A 17,535-nucleotide genomic window follows, 5' to 3' on the forward strand; every position below is an offset into this window, starting at 1 on the left:
ACAGCTGACAGAGTTCGTCAATGAGACGAAGTTTAAGGGGATTTTTGCCGGGATGCTGTTAATCGACAGCGCTGCTGTTGCAAGCAAGACAGTCAGCCACGCGTACGGTATTGCTTTCCTGCATGTGCTCAGCCTCGTTCTTCTTTTCGGAACGGCGCTATTCGTGACTCTTATTGTAGTGTCATTCGGGACCAAAAATTATCTCCAAAATCAACAACAGGTCGGATGAGCCAAAGCTATGAAATATGGAATATATTTATTGCCGATTGGTGGTGAGTGATTTCATGTAACAAAGATCATAATTGTATGTCTTGTAGGTAATCTGTTGGTCCGAGCTGTTCGTCGGGTTTTCTTTTTCTCTAGTTCAATCGATCTATGATTGGGTTGCTCGTTATGGAGGGAACTTGTATGTGTTCGCGGAGTCTATCTCTACCTATGACGACAGCAGATCAGAGCGGTTCGTTCGTCAGAATCGTCTTCATAGTCCTTGCCGCCCTTCTCCTCGTCCCAGCCGTAATGATGCTGGTTGCGTTCCCACTTATGGGTGGATGGATGATGGGACCGAGATATGGCGGTGGTGTCACTCCACTTTGGGGGTGGATCATGATGCTCCTTCCACTGATCGTCCTGCTTGGTGGGGGCTATCTCCTCTATCGTGGCGTCATGAAAGATGACCTGGGAACCGACCCGGCACTTGAAGAACTTCGGCTGGCATACGCACGAGGAGATCTCTCCGAAGAGGAGTTCGATACCCGTCGTAGTCGCCTTCGACAGAAACAGAATAACCGGTGATGATTCACACAGAGTACAGTAGTTGAGGATCTGTTTATAGTACCTCACATGTCGGAATCGGTCATAGAACTCCATCTATTTCTCGCCGATATCGGGGTATTTTCCGGTTCTGTGACGATCTTACGTTGGTTGATAGTAGAGAGAGTATAGAACGAAACCCATCCCGATGATTACAATTATCGACTGAATCATACCTGAATAGAAGATGGAAACGTTAGCGAGGTCGAACAGTATTCCTTCAATGACTGCGCCGATGCTGATCGTCACGAATCCAATCGCTAGATAGAGCATCGGTTGATTGTTGTATCGCTTGTACGCACGATAACTTTGGAGCGCAATAAGAGCACCAAGTATTATCACGATGATTTTTGCGATGATGAGCCCCGCGTGCATTAGGAATCATCCCCTCGGATGTCGTCCCACAACCGATTGAACCGCTCTGGAGCATCGGTCGCTGGCTCGTCTCCAATATCTACCTCGAACTTTCCCTGATAGAGGCGAACTCCGATCTGTTCGACTGCCGCTTCGTACTTCTTATAGTGATTTCCATCGGGTGCTATTCGGTTCTGTTCAGAAAGTAAATTGTACTCAACTAGCTCCTCGAGTCGTCTATACACAGTTGGTAGTGAAATACCACAGGTATCGCTCAGTTCATTTGCGGACATGGGTCGCTCACTCGTGACAGAAAGTATGGCTTGGACGTGTTCGTCTCCTAGGAGGGATAGGAGTTTACGAGGGGAACTGTCCTCACACACAGATGTGGATGGTTGTGGCTCCAATAAAGCAGTATGGATTTTCTCTGCCTAGTGCTTCTCATTCAGACTCGAAGTTTTAGAAATTGGCTTAATTGATCTTCTAAGTAGATTATCTAGCCGATCAATCTCTTCTGTCTCCGTCAAAATTGATTCGGTTCCACCCTTGACTTTGAAAAGATAAGTAGAGGGTCTCACATAGTTAGCGAACAGACTCTATTGGTCGCACTCACTATCGATGTGCTAGGCATAACACGATTAGGTATGACTCCCGTATCATTGGACATGGAGAAAAAAGAATATGCAATCCTAGTCGTCATCGCCCTCGCGACCATCGGCATCGGGGTATTCACGACCTCGAAGCCATTGGGTACGTTCTTTATCGAGAGTACAAAGCACGCAGCGACGACGACTGTCGCCATGGCGTGGATTACGTGGTGGGCGCTCGTGATCGGGTTCGCCATCGCTGGGGGTGTTGAAGCGTGGACGTCGGATGAAGAAGTCGCCGATCTCCTCGAAGGTAATGGCCTCCGTGAGATCGGCTATGGGTCGCTGTTCGGATTCATCTCTTCATCGTGTTCCTACAGTGCCATCGCCACGGCGAAGAACCTCTTCAAAAAAGGTGGTTCTGCAGCGGCCACTATTGGGGCATTCATGTTCGCGTCGACGAACCTCGTCATTGAGATCGGCGCAGTCATTTGGATCCTTCTCGGGTGGCAGTTCCTCGCCGCGGACATCATCGGCGGGTTCATGCTCATCGGGTTGATGGCCTTCGGATTCATCTATCTCGTGCCAGACGAGGTTCTCGATCAAGCCCGACAGAACGTCCTCGACGAAGGAAGTCCAACAGTACAAGATCCTGTCTGTGGAATGGACGTCAACCCAGAGGAGACCGACTATTCGACCGAACACGACGGGCAGACCTACTACTTCTGCTCGCAGTCGTGTAAGGAGAGTTTCGATCCCGAAGAAGTCAATACGACGATCCGCGAGCAGGCGACGTCGCTCTCCGGATGGAAGGCGCTTGCCGACAAACAGTGGAAAGAGTGGGGGATGCTCTGGGACGAAATCGCCATCGGATTCATCTTCGCCGGTCTCATTGCCGGATTCATCCCCAAGCAAGTCTGGACGTCGGTCTTTTCCGGGCCGATATTCGGCGTACCGGTGTACATCTTCTGGACAGCGGTAGTTGGCGCCGTCATTGGCGTCGTTACGTTCGTCTGTTCGGTCGGGAACGTTCCGTTCGGTACCGTCCTCTGGACGAACGGTCTCCCATTCGGGAGCGTCCTGAGTTACATCTACGCGGACCTCATCGTCCCGCCGATCATGGACGCCTATCGGGAGTACTACGGAACGAAGTTTGCGGCCATCCTCTCGGGGATGATTTTCGTCGCAGCAGTCTTCACTGGATTCGTCATCCACTTCCTGTTCCTCGGTGCCGGGCTTATCCCAGATCCCTCGACAGCCAAAATTGCCGAGGTCAAAATCGAGATGAACTACAAGATGGTACTGAACGTGTTGGCGACGGTGTTCTTCTTGTTCCTCTACTGGCTCCACCGGTCCGAGTCCACTGAAAAACACGGCGAACACGCGCAGACGGCGGACTAACTCTTCACTACGAACTTATTTTGGACGCGTGATCGAACGATAACGTACTTCTATTTAACTCATCCTCTGTAGAACAAATTAACGGGTGTGCCGTCGGTAGGCGTCGAAGAGAGCAGGAACACCCAATGGGAACGCAAGCATCCCGAATGCTGCGAGTGCGTATCTCGAAAATGACGAATTTCTGTAGGCGAGATATGTCGTACCCACCCCAAAGAAGGCGACTCCATAGGCCAGATTGCTCCATAGTGGATCGTACGTTGAACAATACAGCCAACAAACGACAGTGTACGACGGAGCATTCCATGTCGGCGGAGATAATTTCGGCCAGAAAAATCGACAGTAGGTGGTAAACGAAAGCATCGCCGACACAGGTAACCCAGTAAGCCAGAGACTCGACTGAATGGGGACTTGAGACCTATTCCACTGATACGATTTCAACAGCACGAGTGGAAGCGTGAAGACGACTGACCACAGTCCGATAGTATACGTGACTGGCCAATGTTCGATACGCGGCTGTGTGTATGAAATTCTGAGCGACGGTGAGAGAGTCGCCCACGGAAACGATGGGTCGGGAATCGGGTTTGTCACGAACGAGATACCCATGAGAACAAAACCTAGAATAAATGCGTAGGTGCCTAATGTCGACAATCGTGCCAATAAGTCGGGTACTGATTCTTGCAGTGAACCACTTTCTTGACTTCGATATATCTGATCATCCCCTGTCACGTACATTACTACGGACTACCGACTAATTGTATTTGCCCTTAGATTTCGAAAGTCTCAGCCGTGGTTATTAGCTGTACGAATGAGAGTGGTATTGAAGGATAGCGATACCAAATCACTGGTAATGAAATATCTCAAGATGACTGTTCCACACGACGTAGTTGCTCCTGAGTCTATCGTGAGTGAAGGAAGTCTCCTCAATATCCAACTCTTGCCCGATGGCACACTGCTGGAGCTGTCACTTGTTCATGCAGATCCCGATGAAATTCGCGCTCTACTGGAAACGAGTACTCATACAGCCCACTTCAGTCGTGAGGTTGTTGAGGCACAGAACGACCAGTGGTACATCTATCAACATTGTCGTCCAACTGAACAGACACAGGAACTTCTGCAACTCTTCAATGACCATCGGCTCATGATTATGTTCCCGATTCCGTTTGATGACAAAACTGGTCTAACACTCGAAATTATCGGAAGTGAAGCAGACATCCAAAGTGGATTTGATGCGCTTCCATTGGAGGTTCGGCAACGGACATCAATTGAGCGAGTGGGCGAATACTCGCCCATGGATGCAAGCATGGTTGCAGCACTTACCGAACGACAGCGTGAAGTTTTGAATGCAGCTGTCGCTGTTGGATATTACGATGTTCCCCGCTATGGGACTGCTAACGAGGTTGCCGATGTTGTTGGGTGTGCATCGAGTACTGCATCTGAACACCTTCGAAAAATAGAGGCGCGAATCCTCTCCTCTCTCGCTAGAGAGTGACTCGACGACAGACCTTTCTAAAGGAATTGTCTTAAACCATCATAGATACCTTGCACTGGTATTTTCCTGTCTCTAAGCATCGCTATATCCATGGGAACTAACTTCACTACCGAGGAGATCAAGCAGAAGTACAATGGATTTGCCAACACGTACGCCTCTATAGAGCGCGTTCAAGAGTTCTTAGGCGTGAGAAAACTCAGGCAGCGACTCTTGCATCGAGCTTCAGGTGAAGTATTAGAAGTTGCATGTGGGACTGGTGCGAACTTTCCATACTATCCGAACGAGTGTGAGATCACTGCGATTGATATGAGTCTTGCAATGGTGGATATTGCCAGAGAGCGAGCAGAGAAGGTGAAGTTAGATATTGATTTTCAGATTATGGATGCACAAGCTCTCGCGTTCCCTGACAAAAGTTTTGACACAGTCGTGTCGTCACTAACGGTCTGTACCTTTCCTGATCCAGTTGCTGCACTCAAAGAACTGCAACGGGTTTGTAAGGAAGATGGTCAGATCCTACTCCTAGAACACGGTCGGAGTGACAATTTGTTGGTCGGGCGCTTTCAGGACATCCGAGAAGAAGCCCATGCAAAACAACTTGGCTGTCACTGGAATCGAGAACCGCTTGAACTCGTTGAGCGAGCCGGGCTGCAGCCGATTTCGACGAAGAGAACATTTTTTGGGGTCTTTCACGAGATCGTTGCGCGCTGACCCACGAACTTTTTGTCTGGAATCGAAGTTGGACAAGCAGCCGTCAGAAGATGAGACCGATGCGCTCACTGTATAGGATCCTCCGAACAACTCGAACAGCCCTCGCAAGGGCGACCACGACTGTACTCATTGACCTGTCGCGTCGAACGATATATTTTGACAAATTCTATTCGCTTCGACGAACCCTTACTATGACCGACCATTGCTGCCAAATACTCATTCTAAGAGCGGCTCAAGACGCTCGCGTACCGCGCAACCGCCATTTGCTAGCACGGATTCACCAACGAAGGACTAGGGGATTAGGACGACCATGTGTAAACCTAGTAAGGTGGTTCCGGCGTCAATGGCGGCGTGCCACGCAATCGACTGACCAGCGATAGGATCCCGATTGATAGTCGCTCGTAAAATACTTTGTTAAAAACGAGCACCCAACACCTTCGCCGCGGTCAGGACTGGATCCCAGGTCGTGTTAAACGGCGGTGCATAGGCGAGATCATAATTGGCTAGCTCATCGACGGTTACCCCTTCAGTCACTGCAGCTACGAGAGCGTGACTGCGGTGGACAGCACCCTCTCCGTAGTCCGATACGAGGCTGCCGCCGAGGATGCGCTCAGACTCACGGTCAGCAGTGAGCGTCACTCGTACTGTTCCCCCTCCTGGATAATAGCCGGCTCGGGATTTGGCGTCGATCGTCTCTGTGATCGGATCAAATTCTACTTCGGAGGCTTTCCTGTGGTCGATAATCCCAGTTCGGGCTGCTTCGACATCGAAGGCTTTGACTGCAGCTGTCCCTGCAACACCACCACCTTCAGTCGGGGTACCAGCCACGGTTTGTCCGACTGCTCGACCGTGTCGATTTGCAGTCAGTGCCAACGGGACGTAGACTGCTTTATTGGTGATGACATGCTTTGCCTCGGCGCAGTCTCCTGCTGCGTACACATTCGGTTGGTTTGTCTCCCGATACGAGTCGGTCGCAATGGCCCCCGTCTCACCAAGTTTAATTCCGGCGTCTTCAGCCAGTTCCGTTCGAGGTCTCACGCCCGTTCCGAGAAGAACCATTTCGACAGGAACGTGGGTATCGCTGATTACCACTGCTTCAACTCTATCGTCGCCGGCGAGTGCTTTAACTTCCGCATTCAGATGGACTGCAACATCCTGTTCCGAGAGGTGTTCCGCAATAGTTTCGCTCGTCGCTTCACTGAACGTCTTTAGGATGCGGTCACTCCGTTGGAAGAGGTGTACTTCGAAGTCGTTCGCTGCAAGCGCTTCAGCCATCTCAATGCCGATATAGCCGCCGCCAACGATGCCGACTGGCCCGTTACAGGTCTCAAGATATTGGCAAGCAGGGCCTCTGTCGAGTTGTTGTAAGTTACCATCGGATCGTGCCCGGGCTATGTACTCACGTAACTCCTCCCCATCAGTCATCGAATCAAGGGTATAGACCCCTTCGCGATCGATTCCATCGATAGACGGGAGTATGGCTTCGGCTCCGACCGCAATGAGCAAGTCGTCGTATTCCTGAGTGACCTCTCCGTTAGTACCGCGAGCAGTAACAACACGTTTGTCGGGGTTGATATCAATCACTTCATGGCCTGTTCGAAGATCGATATCCCGTTCCTTCCGGAACTCCTCAGGTGTCACGGAGACAAGGTTGTCCAATGACTGAATTTCTCCTTTGATGTAATACGGTAACCCACAAGCACCATACGAAACCCAGGAACTTTGTTCGAAGACGATGACATCTAAATCTGGATCGTCCCGTTTCGCTTTACTCGCAGCTGACATACCGGCAGCATCACCGCCCACGACCACGAACGTACTCATAAGAAGTATATCAGTCGCAGCTATCAACTGCCTTGGGGTCACGCACCGAGGTATTCGGAAGCGCACGTAGCAAGCTGGATTGGCTAAAATCGTGCATTCTGGGAACGCTATTGCCTATGTGGTCTCATTTTCCATATAACTCATTTGATGTAGCAACATATAATTTATGGATATGAAAACAGCCATTCTCGGGCGATAGAGCCTTTGTAGCGACGGATAACACTGGAAGTGGTGGTGTGCCGTCCACTTCCGCATAAGATTGTAAGCGGAAGTAGAATCACCCCGGGACCCTTAAAAGAATCTGTGTGCAGTCTGTGGTGCAAATTTATTGCTCCTCTAAATCCACGTCTAACAGGTTTGAATTGCGGTCGCTATTGGTCGTCAGCGATAATCTCGGGTTCCCAATTGTCTTCTAGAATCCCGGCTCCATTTCGATCTCATGGGCTTGGACACCCGCAGACCTGCTTATCGTATTAATCGGGCTCATGATCTGGATTTCATTACTTTGGATCGGGTAGACGTTCGTCTTCGCAGATGCTGAGAGCACCGTGTGGGAAACCATCGATGGTAGTCTGGTCTCGTAGCTCGAACGGTTCTAACGCTCGCGCTGCTCTCCAGCACTATCTTGAGACCCTTGGAGAGTCATTCGTGACCGAATCGGGGACGATCCCTCACCTCTGATCACAATTTCGTGACCAACCAAAACGAGCTGATGACGAACGCTCCTTCCTCGCCGGAGAGTCCATCATCCCCCTCATAGCGGGCGGCGGGTCCGTCGTCGGTCGTGAGCTGGTCCAGAATCGCGTCGATAGTCGATGGACGCAGGCGTTGTCGGCCAGCAGGAAGCCGAGCACAAGTATGTAGGCTCGTCGCATCGAGCTTCTGGGAATCGTACGCCTGAACGAAGCTCTCGATTTCCTGCATTTTAGATGCATCAGCTGCTATCAAGATTGTGCCTTAAACACTATACTGGTAGCGGACGAACCGTGAAATGGTTATGAGCTACACAATGACCCGCCGCGTCGATGGCCCGTTCCAAGATGTCGTCGACTCGACCGTCGACGCGCTAGAAGCCGAGGAGTTCGGCGTGCTGAGCGACATCAACCTACAAGCGAAGCTCGAAGAGAAACTCGACCTCGAGGGATATCCGGAGTACCGCATCCTCGGCGCGTGTAACCCACCGCTAGCCGAACAAGGACTGGATGCCGAACGCGACCTCGGCGCGCTGCTGCCCTGTAACGTCATCGTCTACAAGGACGACGGCGACGTGGTCGTCAGCGCCGTTGACCCCGATACCCTGCTGGGTGTCGTCGAGAATCCAGCCCTCAACGGTATCGCCGAAGACGTTCGCGAACGATTCGACCGCGTGTTAGACGATGTCGCCGCCGAGTACTGACGAGTTATTCCTGCCGGTGAGTGACTGGGTCATAAAGACTTGGCAGAGGTACTCCAGATAGAGCATCTACAGGAGGAACAGGCCGAATACCTCGGGGTCGTTCGAGAGAGCGTCGCTCTCTCGTGTTGACGAGACGCCGGAGGCGTCTCGAACCACTTGACCCGAGGCGGTTCACCTATCAGAGGTACTGAAACGAGTGTGAGGACACGACAGATAGTAGAGAACCAAGACGATGTAGCCTGCGTCTTCGATAGCTTGTGCGATGGTGTCGACATCGGTACTCCTCTCGATCCTGACCAGGGCGGCCTCGTCATCTACGGTGATGATCTCGACGTCACCTCGTTCATATTTAGATCTTCTTCCAGTATTTTTCGTAATATTCCCAATACCGCACCTTATTACCCTTCAGTTCGTACGCCAACCGATGACGAACGACTCACGTCTCTCTCGACGCGCCCTCCTTCGTGGACTCGGTATCACAGGGATTGGTTCCCTCGCTGGGTGTACCTCCAGTTCCGTCCCGTCGTTCGACGAGCAAAAGACAGTCGCCCCACGGACGACGGTGTCGGGCAACCCGGACGTGCAAACCACACTGACTGCCTCCCCTGGTACAGTGTCGCCCGCCTCTTCGTCGGCACAGAATTGGCTGTACAACGGGTCGTTCCCTGGCAACGGACTCCGCGCCAAAGAAGGCGACATCGTTCACGTAGACTTGCAGAACCAGCTTTCTTCGGAAACGACGATACACTGGCATGGGCTTCCTGTTCCCAACCAAATGGACGGCGTACCGAACGTGACCCAACAGCCCATCCAGCCCGACGAGATGTTCACGTACAAATTCCGGGCTGAACCGGCGGGAACGTACTTCTTCCACAGCCATGCTGGCCTCCAACTTGATCGTGGACTATACGCACCGCTCGTAATCGAAGAAAAATCGCCACACGTCAAGTACGACCGCGAATACACCCTCCTCTTCGACGACTATCTGGCCCGCTCACCCGAACCGCTCGGGGAATCGTCGAGCGGTGGCGGCGGAATGGGCGGCGGTATGGGTGGCATGGGTGGTATGGGCGGCGGTGGAATGATGGGTGACCAACGCCCACCGTACGCCGGATTACTCGTCAACGGGCGTCTTCCAGCAGACCCTGCATCCTTCGACGTGACGGAAGGAGAACGAGTTCGCTTACGGTTCGTCAACGCAAGCAGTGCGACGGCGTTCCGTGTCGGGATTGCCGGGCATAAACTACGGATATCGCATGCCGACGGGCAACCTATTGACACCGTCCCAGTGGATTCGTTCGTTTTCGGTGCTGGCGAACGCTACGATGCGATCATCGAGGCGACGAATCCCGGTGCATGGGAAATACGAGGGGAAGCAGTCGATGGCGACGAACAGCCAGCTCGGGCAATTCTTCGGTATGAGAATACGTCAGGGTCACCAGCCGGTCTCAACTCACGGGGACGGACACTCAAGTATAGTGATCTGCGAGCAAAGCAAATTCCGAAGCAACTCCGTGGAAGTCCCGATCGAACGTTTGACCTGACGCTATCGCCTGAGATGGGTGATTCGTATGGCTGGCTCATCGATGGGCAAGCATATCCCGACGCTGATCCGTTACAGATCCGGGAGGGAGAACACGTGCGCGTGAAGATGACGAATCGGAGTCCGGTGCTTCATCCGATGCACCTCCATGGGCATTTCTTCCGTGTCGGAAACGCAATGAAGGACACGGTCATCGTTCCGGGTCACATGGGGTCGGTGACGTTCGACTTCCTCGCAAACAATCCCGGCAATTGGCTCTTCCACTGTCACAACCTCTATCACTTGGAGTCGGGGATGGCCCGTGTCATTAAATACGTCAGGGGATAGCTACTCGGGATATGTGTTTACACAGTAGAAGGCCTCACATTGGTGTAGAGTACCCGGATAACGGTTCTTCCCATCCAGAGATGTCTGGTTCATTTACTTGCAGGTGTCAGAATCATCAGCATCGAAGTCATGATATCAGATAGTCATGAACTTACGATAGGAGCCATCTTTTTCCATTGCGTAAATGACGAATTCCTCGGTTTTCTCGCCTCCCATTCCCGGTGATCCCGCTGGCATTTTTGGGAGTGCAATACCGAGAATGTCCGGTTTTTCAAGTGACAGCTTTCCGATTGCTTCTCGAGGAACATGACCTTCAACGATGTATTTCCCAGTGTCCAAAGTGTGGCAGCTCACGAGCTTTTTTGGCACATCAAATCTTGATTTCATTTTCATTAGGTCATTCACATTGTTCACTGATATATCCACATCTGTTGTTGATTCGAGGTACTTCTTATGCCCTTCACAACACATGCAGTTTGGTGCTTTGTAGAGGGTGGCTTTCGTCAAATATGTCGTCGCTGCTTGACGGAGCTGCTTTTCGTTCCCACCCGTCTTGTATTTTATATTGGTCTTGGTTTGATCACTGTTCGTACAGCCAGCAACTGCTCCCAGCCCTGCTGTCGTAAGTGTGCCGAGGAAGGCACGGCGATTGAGGTTTGTCATAGGTATTTTCTCTATGTATCGGAATATTGATTTGGCATCGTAATTTTGTGCTATGGAACCTTGATGTATCCGAAATCGAGTGCTTGAAAGCGAGCGAGTTCACCGACACCAGACGGGACCCGTTCGACTCCTGAGAGGAGATCGTCCTTCGTGAGGCCCAGCATCTCCATTGCATTCCCACATGCACGGAACGTAACGCCACGATCCTGGAGCGACGCAATTTGGTCTGCGAACTCGTTGTCGTCGGTCGGCGGTGTGTACAGTTGTACCCCTTTGCTGTTCGCTAACACGACGAGATCCTTAACAGGAACACTCTCATCGTCCAGAAGATTCTTTCCGTTCATTAGGGCACCTTTGTGGGCCATCGAGTCGCCGCTCGAGAGATGGAGGACGGTTTGAGTTTTCGGTGCGGGTCGCGCACACGAGTCGTGCTGTGCGGGATGTTCCGTGTTCTTCGCACTTGTTGATTCGCTCCCAAGGAGTAACGCACCGAGCGTGCCAGTTACTGAGACGAATTTCCGTCGTTGCATCTATTGATATTGTTGTACGAAATTGGGATAAGCTCACTGTACTAACTGCGTGCGCTGAGAAGCAGCAAAACCTATTTGTATTCCGATTAAGGCGGCGGATGAGAAACCACTTCTGTCGGAAGGATGGATTCGTTTGAGAATTCCTCATTAATCCATAAGAGGAAGTGGATGACCCCCGGGAATGCCGCTGTAATCTGTGCGCGGTAGGTCAATCACTCGGCGTGATATTCCTACTAACAGTAAATTATTAATAAATTGAGTTTAGCATGTTGACCATGCGAGGATACGATAAAGACTGGCGTGGCACAGTTACAGTTAACCTGGATAACCATCAAGTGAAAGCATTGTTCGATATGATGGAGCAGTACCGAGAGATCCCTACCAGTGAACTCCCTGATGTCGCTACGGGTGCCGACTTCGACGTGCTTCAGGAGATCGAGGACGAGGTTCAGGCTGCTATTTTAGAAGAACACACACCAGAGAAGTAGTATTGGTCGAGGAGGTCCCTTGTTGTCCACCGGCGCTTAGTACAGACAGCGGAAGTAGAACCACCTCGGGAGTGCTGCTGTAATCGATGCGTGAGTGTTGATTCTGTAGAGCGGTTTCGTTCAGTCACGGTCTCTGTTCACTCCCGCTCTAAGCTCCTTATTTGATGATGGCTTGCTCGGCTTTGGCGTCCTCGTTAAATTGCTTACCCGAGGATCCAACTATATGTTGTGAAACAGAAAATTTTTTACCTTTTTCAACTTATGGTTGTCTCACATGACGCTCAGGGATGATGTTGTAGATGAAATTGCTGCGCAGAAAGAATACACAGCAGATGACCTTCGAGATGCAGATCAAAAGCTAGAGGAAGCGATCCAATCTCGGTTGCACAAGCACTTCAAGCGGTGCCGACTTGAGACCGGGAGCGACTACTGGTTGTTCGAGGAACACGGAGGTCGGAGCGTCTGGCTTGCATTTACCAAATTCGATCTACAGAAGGAACTTCGGGAAACAGATACTGATCTCTCTTACGACCGACTCGTTGCGGTTGCTGCAGCACACTTAGAACAATTCCAAGAGAGCGAAATCACTCTTGCAATCCCTGGTATGCTTGCTCGACAGCTGAAAGACCCGTTCTATTTCCCGATTAACGTTCGATATCCCGATGGTTGGGGGGCTGGGGAGTGGCATAGTTACCAGCGGCTAGAAGAGCTAGTATTCCGGTACGAGATGTCGCCTGCAGAAGCACTCGACTGGTGGGCAGTCAACCGGATGAACAAAGATTCGGCAAAGTGGGCGACAAAGCGAGGCGTGGGAGTTGAGGCGATTCGGAAGAATGTCCGGCAAGCAAAAGCGGCATTCGAAAATGACAACCTCGGTGTCACCCGTGAAGAGGAGACTGTACAGGTTGTCTCTTCTGACGAAATGCCCTCTAGTGATCCGCATGACCCCGAGAAAGACCTGTTCTATGTTCCGACCGAAGAGCAGATCGAGGAAATGGATGATATCGAGTAGTCGTCGTTGTGCTAAGACAGGGCTAAATTACAATGAATTTCAAATGGCGAAAAACTATAGTGAGAACTTCTATATTAGAAGATCAGTCTTCTTTGTTCTTTGAATCACTATCTGATTTCGCATCTGAAGATTCATCTGGATCTGCATTCGTAAGAAATTGTGGTCCAAGTTGACGGATTCTCGGTATCCTACTCTCTTCTTCCTCAGAGCTGCTTGATGCTTCTTCGTCTGATTCTTCACTCATCGTTTGTCTCCGAGGACTCTTCACTATCTGTGAGCTTGATAGTAGTCTTCGACGATTCGATTTCTTCGTATTTTTCATCGTCAATTTCATCTAGGTTTTCTGCCAGTGCAGCAGACTCTGCTTCTAATATTTTTACTTTGTCAAGGCTAGATGATTGGACCTTGTCTTCTGCTTCAGATTCAGCATCCTCACTCATTATACATAGTTACTTCTCAGAACATATATATCTACTGCCAACCACAAATAGGAGTTTACTCGTCACCTTTTTTGTTCTTCTTCTTTCGTCCGAAACTGGGTCCTTTTACAATTTTTTGCGGCTCTAAGTGACGGACCTTTAATAAAGGATTATCCTTGTCGTTCTTGTTATCGGACTTAGCCATGTCTGACTCTATGGCCTCCAGGTAAATAAACTCCCTGTCAGCTTACCCTCGCCTGTTTAGTAGGTAGTAGGGCCCCAAGAGTGCTAATACTCCTGCTACAGAGATTACAACCACCTGTGTTGATTTTGGGTAAGCTTGTTTTATATGTGGGTATGCGACCCACGATACAGCTAATAAATAATTAAATACTGATAGCAATAATAATATATGACTTATAAAAACAATAGAAGAATCTGTTTGATTTACTCTTGCATTGGTGTTAATCCAGTCTTGATGGCTTATTATCAGCGAATAGAGGACTTCTTTTCGCTTTAGTGGTTCGCTGAATAGAACATCTGTGGATTCTGAGGATAGACCTGCCGCGATATTTGTACGTGAATATGCAATAAGACTTGCAATCACTGATGATATAGTACCAATTATTCCAGTGAATAATGCTATATTAGAAAGCTGATTCAAGATGTTATACTCCTTATTAGATGAGAATGACAAAATACCAATCATCAAAGATAAAAGGAGAATATTTAGCCGCAGTGTTTGTGCCGCTTTTTTATCCACATCATTAATCACGTTTACAAATCGGTCAATTAACATCGACTGTTGTTCAAGAACATCTTCTAATGATTCTTTGTCATATCCTTTGTATACTTGCAATTCTGTGTATGTGTTTTCTTCATCTTTTGATGAAGGATGGGCATAATGTACTTGCCCTTTTTCGTCGTTTGCCACAAGTGTTGTCTTAGGTAACTTCCACATTTTGATGGCGAGTAATAAATCGGAATTTTGGCCCCATACTGAAATCACAATCGACGATAAGAGGGGTACAACTACAGAAATTTCGATGCCTGTAGATGTATCCACAAACACTAGTACAAATAATGACATCGTAATAATCGACACAACCGGCAATAATTTATCCCAAAATTGAGACTTAGGCCGTTTATAATTGTTCTTTGAAATTATTCTCAAATTATGCTCTAACAAACCACTACAACTATACTGGACTCCAATACTCTTCTGACTTCTAATGGTTCTGATAAAATATATTATATTATATATAATATATGTAGAAATTATAAGTATTATGGTGGTTGTAAACCCATGAGAGGGATACCGCGCATCTAGATAGAGTATGGAACCGGCTAATAATATGAGCGAAATCCAGAGAGTAACGTTGCAGAATGTACTCCAGTGAGAGTATTGGTTCCAGGTGGGTTTATATTGCTTGTATCCATCTGGAACTGTTAAAATTTGATGTCCAGACGATTCATCCATTGTTGTCCAAATCTCATACTCGCTATAATATACTTTTCATCCTGAATCGGATACATATTGACTCCTCAGTGTAACTATGTCTGCTTAAAGCAAGAAAACGCTAAAAGCCTGAACTATGTTTCTATGCTTATTTTATTCTCTTTGCTCTGGTAAGCGGGCAAGTTCGCGCTTGGCGTCCGAGAGAACGTACTCTTGTCCGTCGAACCCCACTGATCCTGGGCTATCAGCAGTGTGCTGCATCAGGTTGCGTCGATTTAAAATCGATATCGCTTCTTCCGGTAATACTGTATCTCTGCTATTGATTTATTTGAAAATTGTTATTTATTGCTTCAATCCCATTTTTTAATGAAGTTCTTTGGTCAAGCGATCAGCGATTGTTCCTTATTGCCTTCATTTACTTTCTTTGATGCTTGTGAAGAGAAATCGGTTTCCTGCCTCTATTCTTTGTATCTGATGAATCACACAAACATTGATAATTCTGGAATGGATTAATTCCTCCTGTGTCAAGAACGTTTACAATATTTGGCGAGAAATCGATACTAGATATCCGAAGAAGACGTGAAAGCGACCTTCTTGAAGATATTCGCACTGCTGATTTCGATGAAATCCTATCCACTAATAAGGAAGATTTTATCAGCAATCTCATTTCAAAATACTCGTTCGAAACCTTCGAATTAGACTTTGACAACCAAGATGGGATCAAACGGACAAAAAACGGTAAGAAAATCCTGACTATCCGCATTCCGTTTGAGGGAAAAGAAGAGCAGCTCAAGTGGCGACCACAAAGCAGAACGGTAGCTGACTACACATGCTATGTCAAGGATGACTGTCTGTGTTTTGATATAGATCCCGAGACAAATAATTTGGCGGATAAAATTGATCAAAAATTGGATAGTATCAGCAATAACTCCCACAGTCTCTATAGTGATATTAAGGAGTCGAATGAGAGATTACAAAATCTAGGAGCTATCGAACGCGAATATAATTCTCGATGTGAAGAAGCCGAAGAGCATCAAGATGAGCTTGATGACTTAGACTTCCCTATTCGCGAAGAAGAGTAGTCCTATTTAGACCTCCCTAAGACAGACTAGAGGGGGTTAAAGCCGGAGTTCAGCGAACAGGTGCTGATCATAAACGACATGAGGAGTTTGATCCAGATTATGTTCACCTGTCACTACACCAGTCCAGTACATTCCTCTCTTTTGCCATTAATCGGTATGTCGATAAGTATGCCAATTAGAGTGGTGCTTGAGATCAAGGGATGATTTCATGCTACTCGTACACCTTCGAGTTGGGGCCGGCCTGTCCACCAGTGTTATAAATATACTCTACAAGCTGGTCGCATACATTCTCGAGATCGGTATCGTACGATTCAATCATCACCTCCGGAAGCTGCATCGCGGAATCCAACGTCCATTGCTGGCGACGCGTAAATCCGGTGTCGACCCCGTACCCATCTGCATCGAGAATCGACATGCAAGCGTAGATCGGTGGGTCGATATTCTGCGAATCGAGATACTGCAACTGGATCGGCAGTGTGGACTCCAATGCCTTTTGCACCATATCCACGTTTAGAACCGCGCTCTCGTCATTCGTCGGATTGAAGGGCCACGCAGTGTACATCTCGATTGTTCCACTACTGAATGTCCGGACGTACTCGTACAGTCCTCCGTCCGGTACACTTTGGTGCACGATCACGCTATCGACCGCGTAATTATCTGTGAATCCACCCGTCACTGGGCGGCTGGCAAGCATTTGGGGCCGATTCTTGTACATTGTGCCCGCGGTTTTGCGGTCGATTTTCTGCCCCGGCGAGAACGCGCCGACTGGTACTAGGTGCAACAATAGCTTTGGCCCGTTGATCACCGGTAGTAGTGTGTCACCGGTTTCAAACTCCGAAATTCGTTCGTCTCGGAACTCCTCCAAGTCATCTTCAAACTGTTCAGCCTCAAGCATCCGCCGCTGAATCTCACCGGTATCCAGCGGGAATTTGCCGCTTGGCCCCCGGCCATAGAACTTGTTATTATAGGTCACCCTGTGTAGCGGGTTCCAGCTCTTATTGACACGGATAACGAATACGTATCGGTCGTCCTTGATATGAAGTTCCTTGATGTCGAAGATCGATGGCGGCAGTTTTGGGTCGGCACCGCGCCGTGTAGTGTTTGACCACCGTTCGATCATGCTGTCAAGGTTCTGAACAGGCATCCCGCCAACGTGGCGAGGAGTGCCTTGATCGTCCGGTACCCCGACGATCAGGTCGCCGCCCCTAGAATTCGCGAAGGACGTGACCTCTCCCAGCAACTTTTCCTTGTGATCGTCCTTGTCAAGGTCAAGGAACTCTTTATACTCGATTTCCTTGCCCTCTTGGACCTCCTCGTCGACTAGCTGGTGGATATCGTCAAGAGTGATATCTTCCAGGGATTTTTCGATGATCATGTGCAGGGGAACGATAGTGGCTTATGAGAAAAATCGCGGGATACCAGCAAATATCCGTTGATGGTCGG

At 49.2% G+C, this 17,535-nt stretch carries 19 protein-coding genes and 1 pseudogene; 10 read left to right on the plus strand and 10 right to left on the minus strand.

All coding sequences use genetic code 11. From position 1 onward, the window contains the following. Both ACGYLY_RS28215 and ACGYLY_RS28220 read left to right on the plus strand, forming a co-directional pair. Positions 1–229, plus strand: a pseudogene (locus tag ACGYLY_RS28215) (sulfite exporter TauE/SafE family protein); the annotation flags it as partial. A gap of 206 nt (positions 230–435) precedes the next feature. Beyond that, positions 436–792, plus strand: a complete 357-nt coding sequence (locus ACGYLY_RS28220; protein WP_395286106.1) for an SHOCT domain-containing protein — start codon at positions 436–438, stop codon at positions 790–792. Positions 793–912: 120 nt separating this feature from the next. Here the strand turns inward: ACGYLY_RS28220 and ACGYLY_RS28225 are convergent, their stop codons facing one another. Both ACGYLY_RS28225 and ACGYLY_RS28230 read right to left on the minus strand, forming a co-directional pair. Then, positions 913–1,185 carry a hypothetical protein gene (locus ACGYLY_RS28225; RefSeq protein WP_231189966.1) on the minus strand — a complete coding sequence of 91 codons (273 nt, stop codon included), beginning with the start codon at positions 1,183–1,185 and terminating at the stop codon, positions 913–915. Beyond that, complete coding sequence (locus ACGYLY_RS28230) at positions 1,185–1,547, minus strand: ArsR/SmtB family transcription factor (RefSeq protein ID WP_395286107.1); 363 nt, start codon at positions 1,545–1,547, stop codon at positions 1,185–1,187. Before ACGYLY_RS28230 ends, ACGYLY_RS28225 begins: the two co-directional genes overlap by 1 nt. A gap of 282 nt (positions 1,548–1,829) precedes the next feature. On the opposite strand from ACGYLY_RS28230, the gene ACGYLY_RS28235 reads away from it, so the two are divergent. From ACGYLY_RS28235 to ACGYLY_RS28245, 3 genes are all read left to right on the plus strand, one after another. Beyond that, complete coding sequence (locus ACGYLY_RS28235; RefSeq protein WP_395286108.1) at positions 1,830–3,152, plus strand: permease; 1,323 nt, start codon at positions 1,830–1,832, stop codon at positions 3,150–3,152. Between the two features lie 817 nt (positions 3,153–3,969). After that, positions 3,970–4,641 carry a helix-turn-helix domain-containing protein gene (locus tag ACGYLY_RS28240; RefSeq protein WP_395291321.1) on the plus strand — a complete coding sequence of 224 codons (672 nt, stop codon included), beginning with the start codon at positions 3,970–3,972 and terminating at the stop codon, positions 4,639–4,641. A 90-nt stretch (positions 4,642–4,731) separates the two neighbouring features. Next, complete coding sequence (locus tag ACGYLY_RS28245) at positions 4,732–5,349, plus strand: class I SAM-dependent methyltransferase (RefSeq protein ID WP_395286110.1); 618 nt, start codon at positions 4,732–4,734, stop codon at positions 5,347–5,349. Positions 5,350–5,763: 414 nt separating this feature from the next. On the opposite strand, the gene ACGYLY_RS28250 is transcribed toward ACGYLY_RS28245, so the two are convergent. Together ACGYLY_RS28250 and ACGYLY_RS28255 are read right to left on the minus strand one after the other, a co-directional pair. Beyond that, entirely contained in the window at positions 5,764–7,173 is a 1,410-nt protein-coding gene (locus ACGYLY_RS28250) for an FAD-dependent oxidoreductase (RefSeq protein ID WP_395286111.1), read from the minus strand. A 681-nt stretch (positions 7,174–7,854) separates the two neighbouring features. Continuing rightward, positions 7,855–8,097 carry a hypothetical protein gene (locus tag ACGYLY_RS28255; RefSeq protein WP_395286112.1) on the minus strand — a complete coding sequence of 81 codons (243 nt, stop codon included), beginning with the start codon at positions 8,095–8,097 and terminating at the stop codon, positions 7,855–7,857. Positions 8,098–8,170: 73 nt separating this feature from the next. On the opposite strand from ACGYLY_RS28255, the gene ACGYLY_RS28260 reads away from it, so the two are divergent. Together ACGYLY_RS28260 and ACGYLY_RS28265 are read left to right on the plus strand one after the other, a co-directional pair. Then, positions 8,171–8,569 (plus strand): DUF302 domain-containing protein, encoded by a 399-nt coding sequence (locus ACGYLY_RS28260; protein ID WP_395286113.1) that lies wholly within the window; start codon positions 8,171–8,173, stop codon positions 8,567–8,569. Between the two features lie 424 nt (positions 8,570–8,993). After that, positions 8,994–10,439 (plus strand): multicopper oxidase family protein, encoded by a 1,446-nt coding sequence (locus ACGYLY_RS28265; RefSeq protein WP_395286114.1) that lies wholly within the window; start codon positions 8,994–8,996, stop codon positions 10,437–10,439. Positions 10,440–10,574: 135 nt separating this feature from the next. Here ACGYLY_RS28265 and ACGYLY_RS28270 read toward each other — a convergent pair whose 3' ends face one another. Continuing rightward, the gene (locus tag ACGYLY_RS28270; RefSeq protein ID WP_395286115.1) at positions 10,575–11,102 is read right to left on the minus strand and encodes a DUF411 domain-containing protein; all 528 of its coding nucleotides are present in this window, start codon (positions 11,100–11,102) and stop codon (positions 10,575–10,577) included. A gap of 50 nt (positions 11,103–11,152) precedes the next feature. Next, positions 11,153–11,446, minus strand: a complete 294-nt coding sequence (locus tag ACGYLY_RS28275; RefSeq protein ID WP_395291322.1) for a DsrE family protein — start codon at positions 11,444–11,446, stop codon at positions 11,153–11,155. A 461-nt stretch (positions 11,447–11,907) separates the two neighbouring features. On the opposite strand from ACGYLY_RS28275, the gene ACGYLY_RS28280 reads away from it, so the two are divergent. Next, positions 11,908–12,120, plus strand: a complete 213-nt coding sequence (locus tag ACGYLY_RS28280; RefSeq protein WP_395286117.1) for a hypothetical protein — start codon at positions 11,908–11,910, stop codon at positions 12,118–12,120. 274 nt (positions 12,121–12,394) lie between these two features. Then, a complete protein-coding gene (locus tag ACGYLY_RS28285; RefSeq protein WP_395286118.1) occupies positions 12,395–13,132 on the plus strand; it encodes a hypothetical protein in 738 nt (245 codons plus the stop codon). An 82-nt stretch (positions 13,133–13,214) separates the two neighbouring features. Here ACGYLY_RS28285 and ACGYLY_RS28290 read toward each other — a convergent pair whose 3' ends face one another. From ACGYLY_RS28290 to ACGYLY_RS28300, 3 genes are all read right to left on the minus strand, one after another. Further along, complete coding sequence (locus ACGYLY_RS28290; RefSeq protein ID WP_395286119.1) at positions 13,215–13,376, minus strand: hypothetical protein; 162 nt, start codon at positions 13,374–13,376, stop codon at positions 13,215–13,217. Beyond that, complete coding sequence (locus ACGYLY_RS28295; protein ID WP_395286120.1) at positions 13,369–13,572, minus strand: hypothetical protein; 204 nt, start codon at positions 13,570–13,572, stop codon at positions 13,369–13,371. Before ACGYLY_RS28295 ends, ACGYLY_RS28290 begins: the two co-directional genes overlap by 8 nt. A 226-nt stretch (positions 13,573–13,798) precedes the next feature. Then, the gene (locus ACGYLY_RS28300) at positions 13,799–14,617 is read right to left on the minus strand and encodes a hypothetical protein (protein WP_395286121.1); all 819 of its coding nucleotides are present in this window, start codon (positions 14,615–14,617) and stop codon (positions 13,799–13,801) included. Positions 14,618–15,531: 914 nt separating this feature from the next. On the opposite strand from ACGYLY_RS28300, the gene ACGYLY_RS28305 reads away from it, so the two are divergent. Then, positions 15,532–16,092: a hypothetical protein gene (locus ACGYLY_RS28305; protein WP_395286122.1), complete on the plus strand. Its 561-nt coding sequence runs from the start codon at positions 15,532–15,534 to the stop codon at positions 16,090–16,092. A gap of 211 nt (positions 16,093–16,303) precedes the next feature. On the opposite strand, the gene ACGYLY_RS28310 is transcribed toward ACGYLY_RS28305, so the two are convergent. Further along, entirely contained in the window at positions 16,304–17,467 is a 1,164-nt protein-coding gene (locus tag ACGYLY_RS28310; protein ID WP_395286123.1) for a helix-turn-helix domain-containing protein, read from the minus strand. Positions 17,468–17,535: the final 68 nt, after the last annotated feature.

This window comes from Haladaptatus sp. CMAA 1909, from assembly GCF_043952005.1.
Classification (GTDB): domain Archaea; phylum Halobacteriota; class Halobacteria; order Halobacteriales; family Haladaptataceae; genus Haladaptatus.

What these genes read in the sequence shown, in the direction of transcription:
- ACGYLY_RS28270 (WP_395286115.1), bottom strand. Translation starts at nt 11,102, where the DNA reads ATGACAAACCTCAATCGCCGTGCCTTCCTCGGCACACTTACGACAGCA.
- ACGYLY_RS28225 (WP_231189966.1), bottom strand. Translation starts at nt 1,185, where the DNA reads ATGCACGCGGGGCTCATCATCGCAAAAATCATCGTGATAATACTTGGT.
- ACGYLY_RS28245 (WP_395286110.1), top strand. Translation starts at nt 4,732, where the DNA reads ATGGGAACTAACTTCACTACCGAGGAGATCAAGCAGAAGTACAATGGA.
- ACGYLY_RS28265 (WP_395286114.1), top strand. Translation starts at nt 8,994, where the DNA reads ATGACGAACGACTCACGTCTCTCTCGACGCGCCCTCCTTCGTGGACTC.
- ACGYLY_RS28280 (WP_395286117.1), top strand. Translation starts at nt 11,908, where the DNA reads ATGCGAGGATACGATAAAGACTGGCGTGGCACAGTTACAGTTAACCTG.
- ACGYLY_RS28220 (WP_395286106.1), top strand. Translation starts at nt 436, where the DNA reads ATGACGACAGCAGATCAGAGCGGTTCGTTCGTCAGAATCGTCTTCATA.
- ACGYLY_RS28310 (WP_395286123.1), bottom strand. Translation starts at nt 17,467, where the DNA reads ATGATCATCGAAAAATCCCTGGAAGATATCACTCTTGACGATATCCAC.
- ACGYLY_RS28285 (WP_395286118.1), top strand. Translation starts at nt 12,395, where the DNA reads ATGACGCTCAGGGATGATGTTGTAGATGAAATTGCTGCGCAGAAAGAA.
- ACGYLY_RS28255 (WP_395286112.1), bottom strand. Translation starts at nt 8,097, where the DNA reads ATGCAGGAAATCGAGAGCTTCGTTCAGGCGTACGATTCCCAGAAGCTC.
- ACGYLY_RS28290 (WP_395286119.1), bottom strand. Translation starts at nt 13,376, where the DNA reads ATGAGTGAAGAATCAGACGAAGAAGCATCAAGCAGCTCTGAGGAAGAA.
- ACGYLY_RS28260 (WP_395286113.1), top strand. Translation starts at nt 8,171, where the DNA reads ATGAGCTACACAATGACCCGCCGCGTCGATGGCCCGTTCCAAGATGTC.
- ACGYLY_RS28295 (WP_395286120.1), bottom strand. Translation starts at nt 13,572, where the DNA reads ATGAGTGAGGATGCTGAATCTGAAGCAGAAGACAAGGTCCAATCATCT.
- ACGYLY_RS28275 (WP_395291322.1), bottom strand. Translation starts at nt 11,446, where the DNA reads ATGAACGGAAAGAATCTTCTGGACGATGAGAGTGTTCCTGTTAAGGAT.
- ACGYLY_RS28235 (WP_395286108.1), top strand. Translation starts at nt 1,830, where the DNA reads ATGGAGAAAAAAGAATATGCAATCCTAGTCGTCATCGCCCTCGCGACC.
- ACGYLY_RS28250 (WP_395286111.1), bottom strand. Translation starts at nt 7,173, where the DNA reads ATGAGTACGTTCGTGGTCGTGGGCGGTGATGCTGCCGGTATGTCAGCT.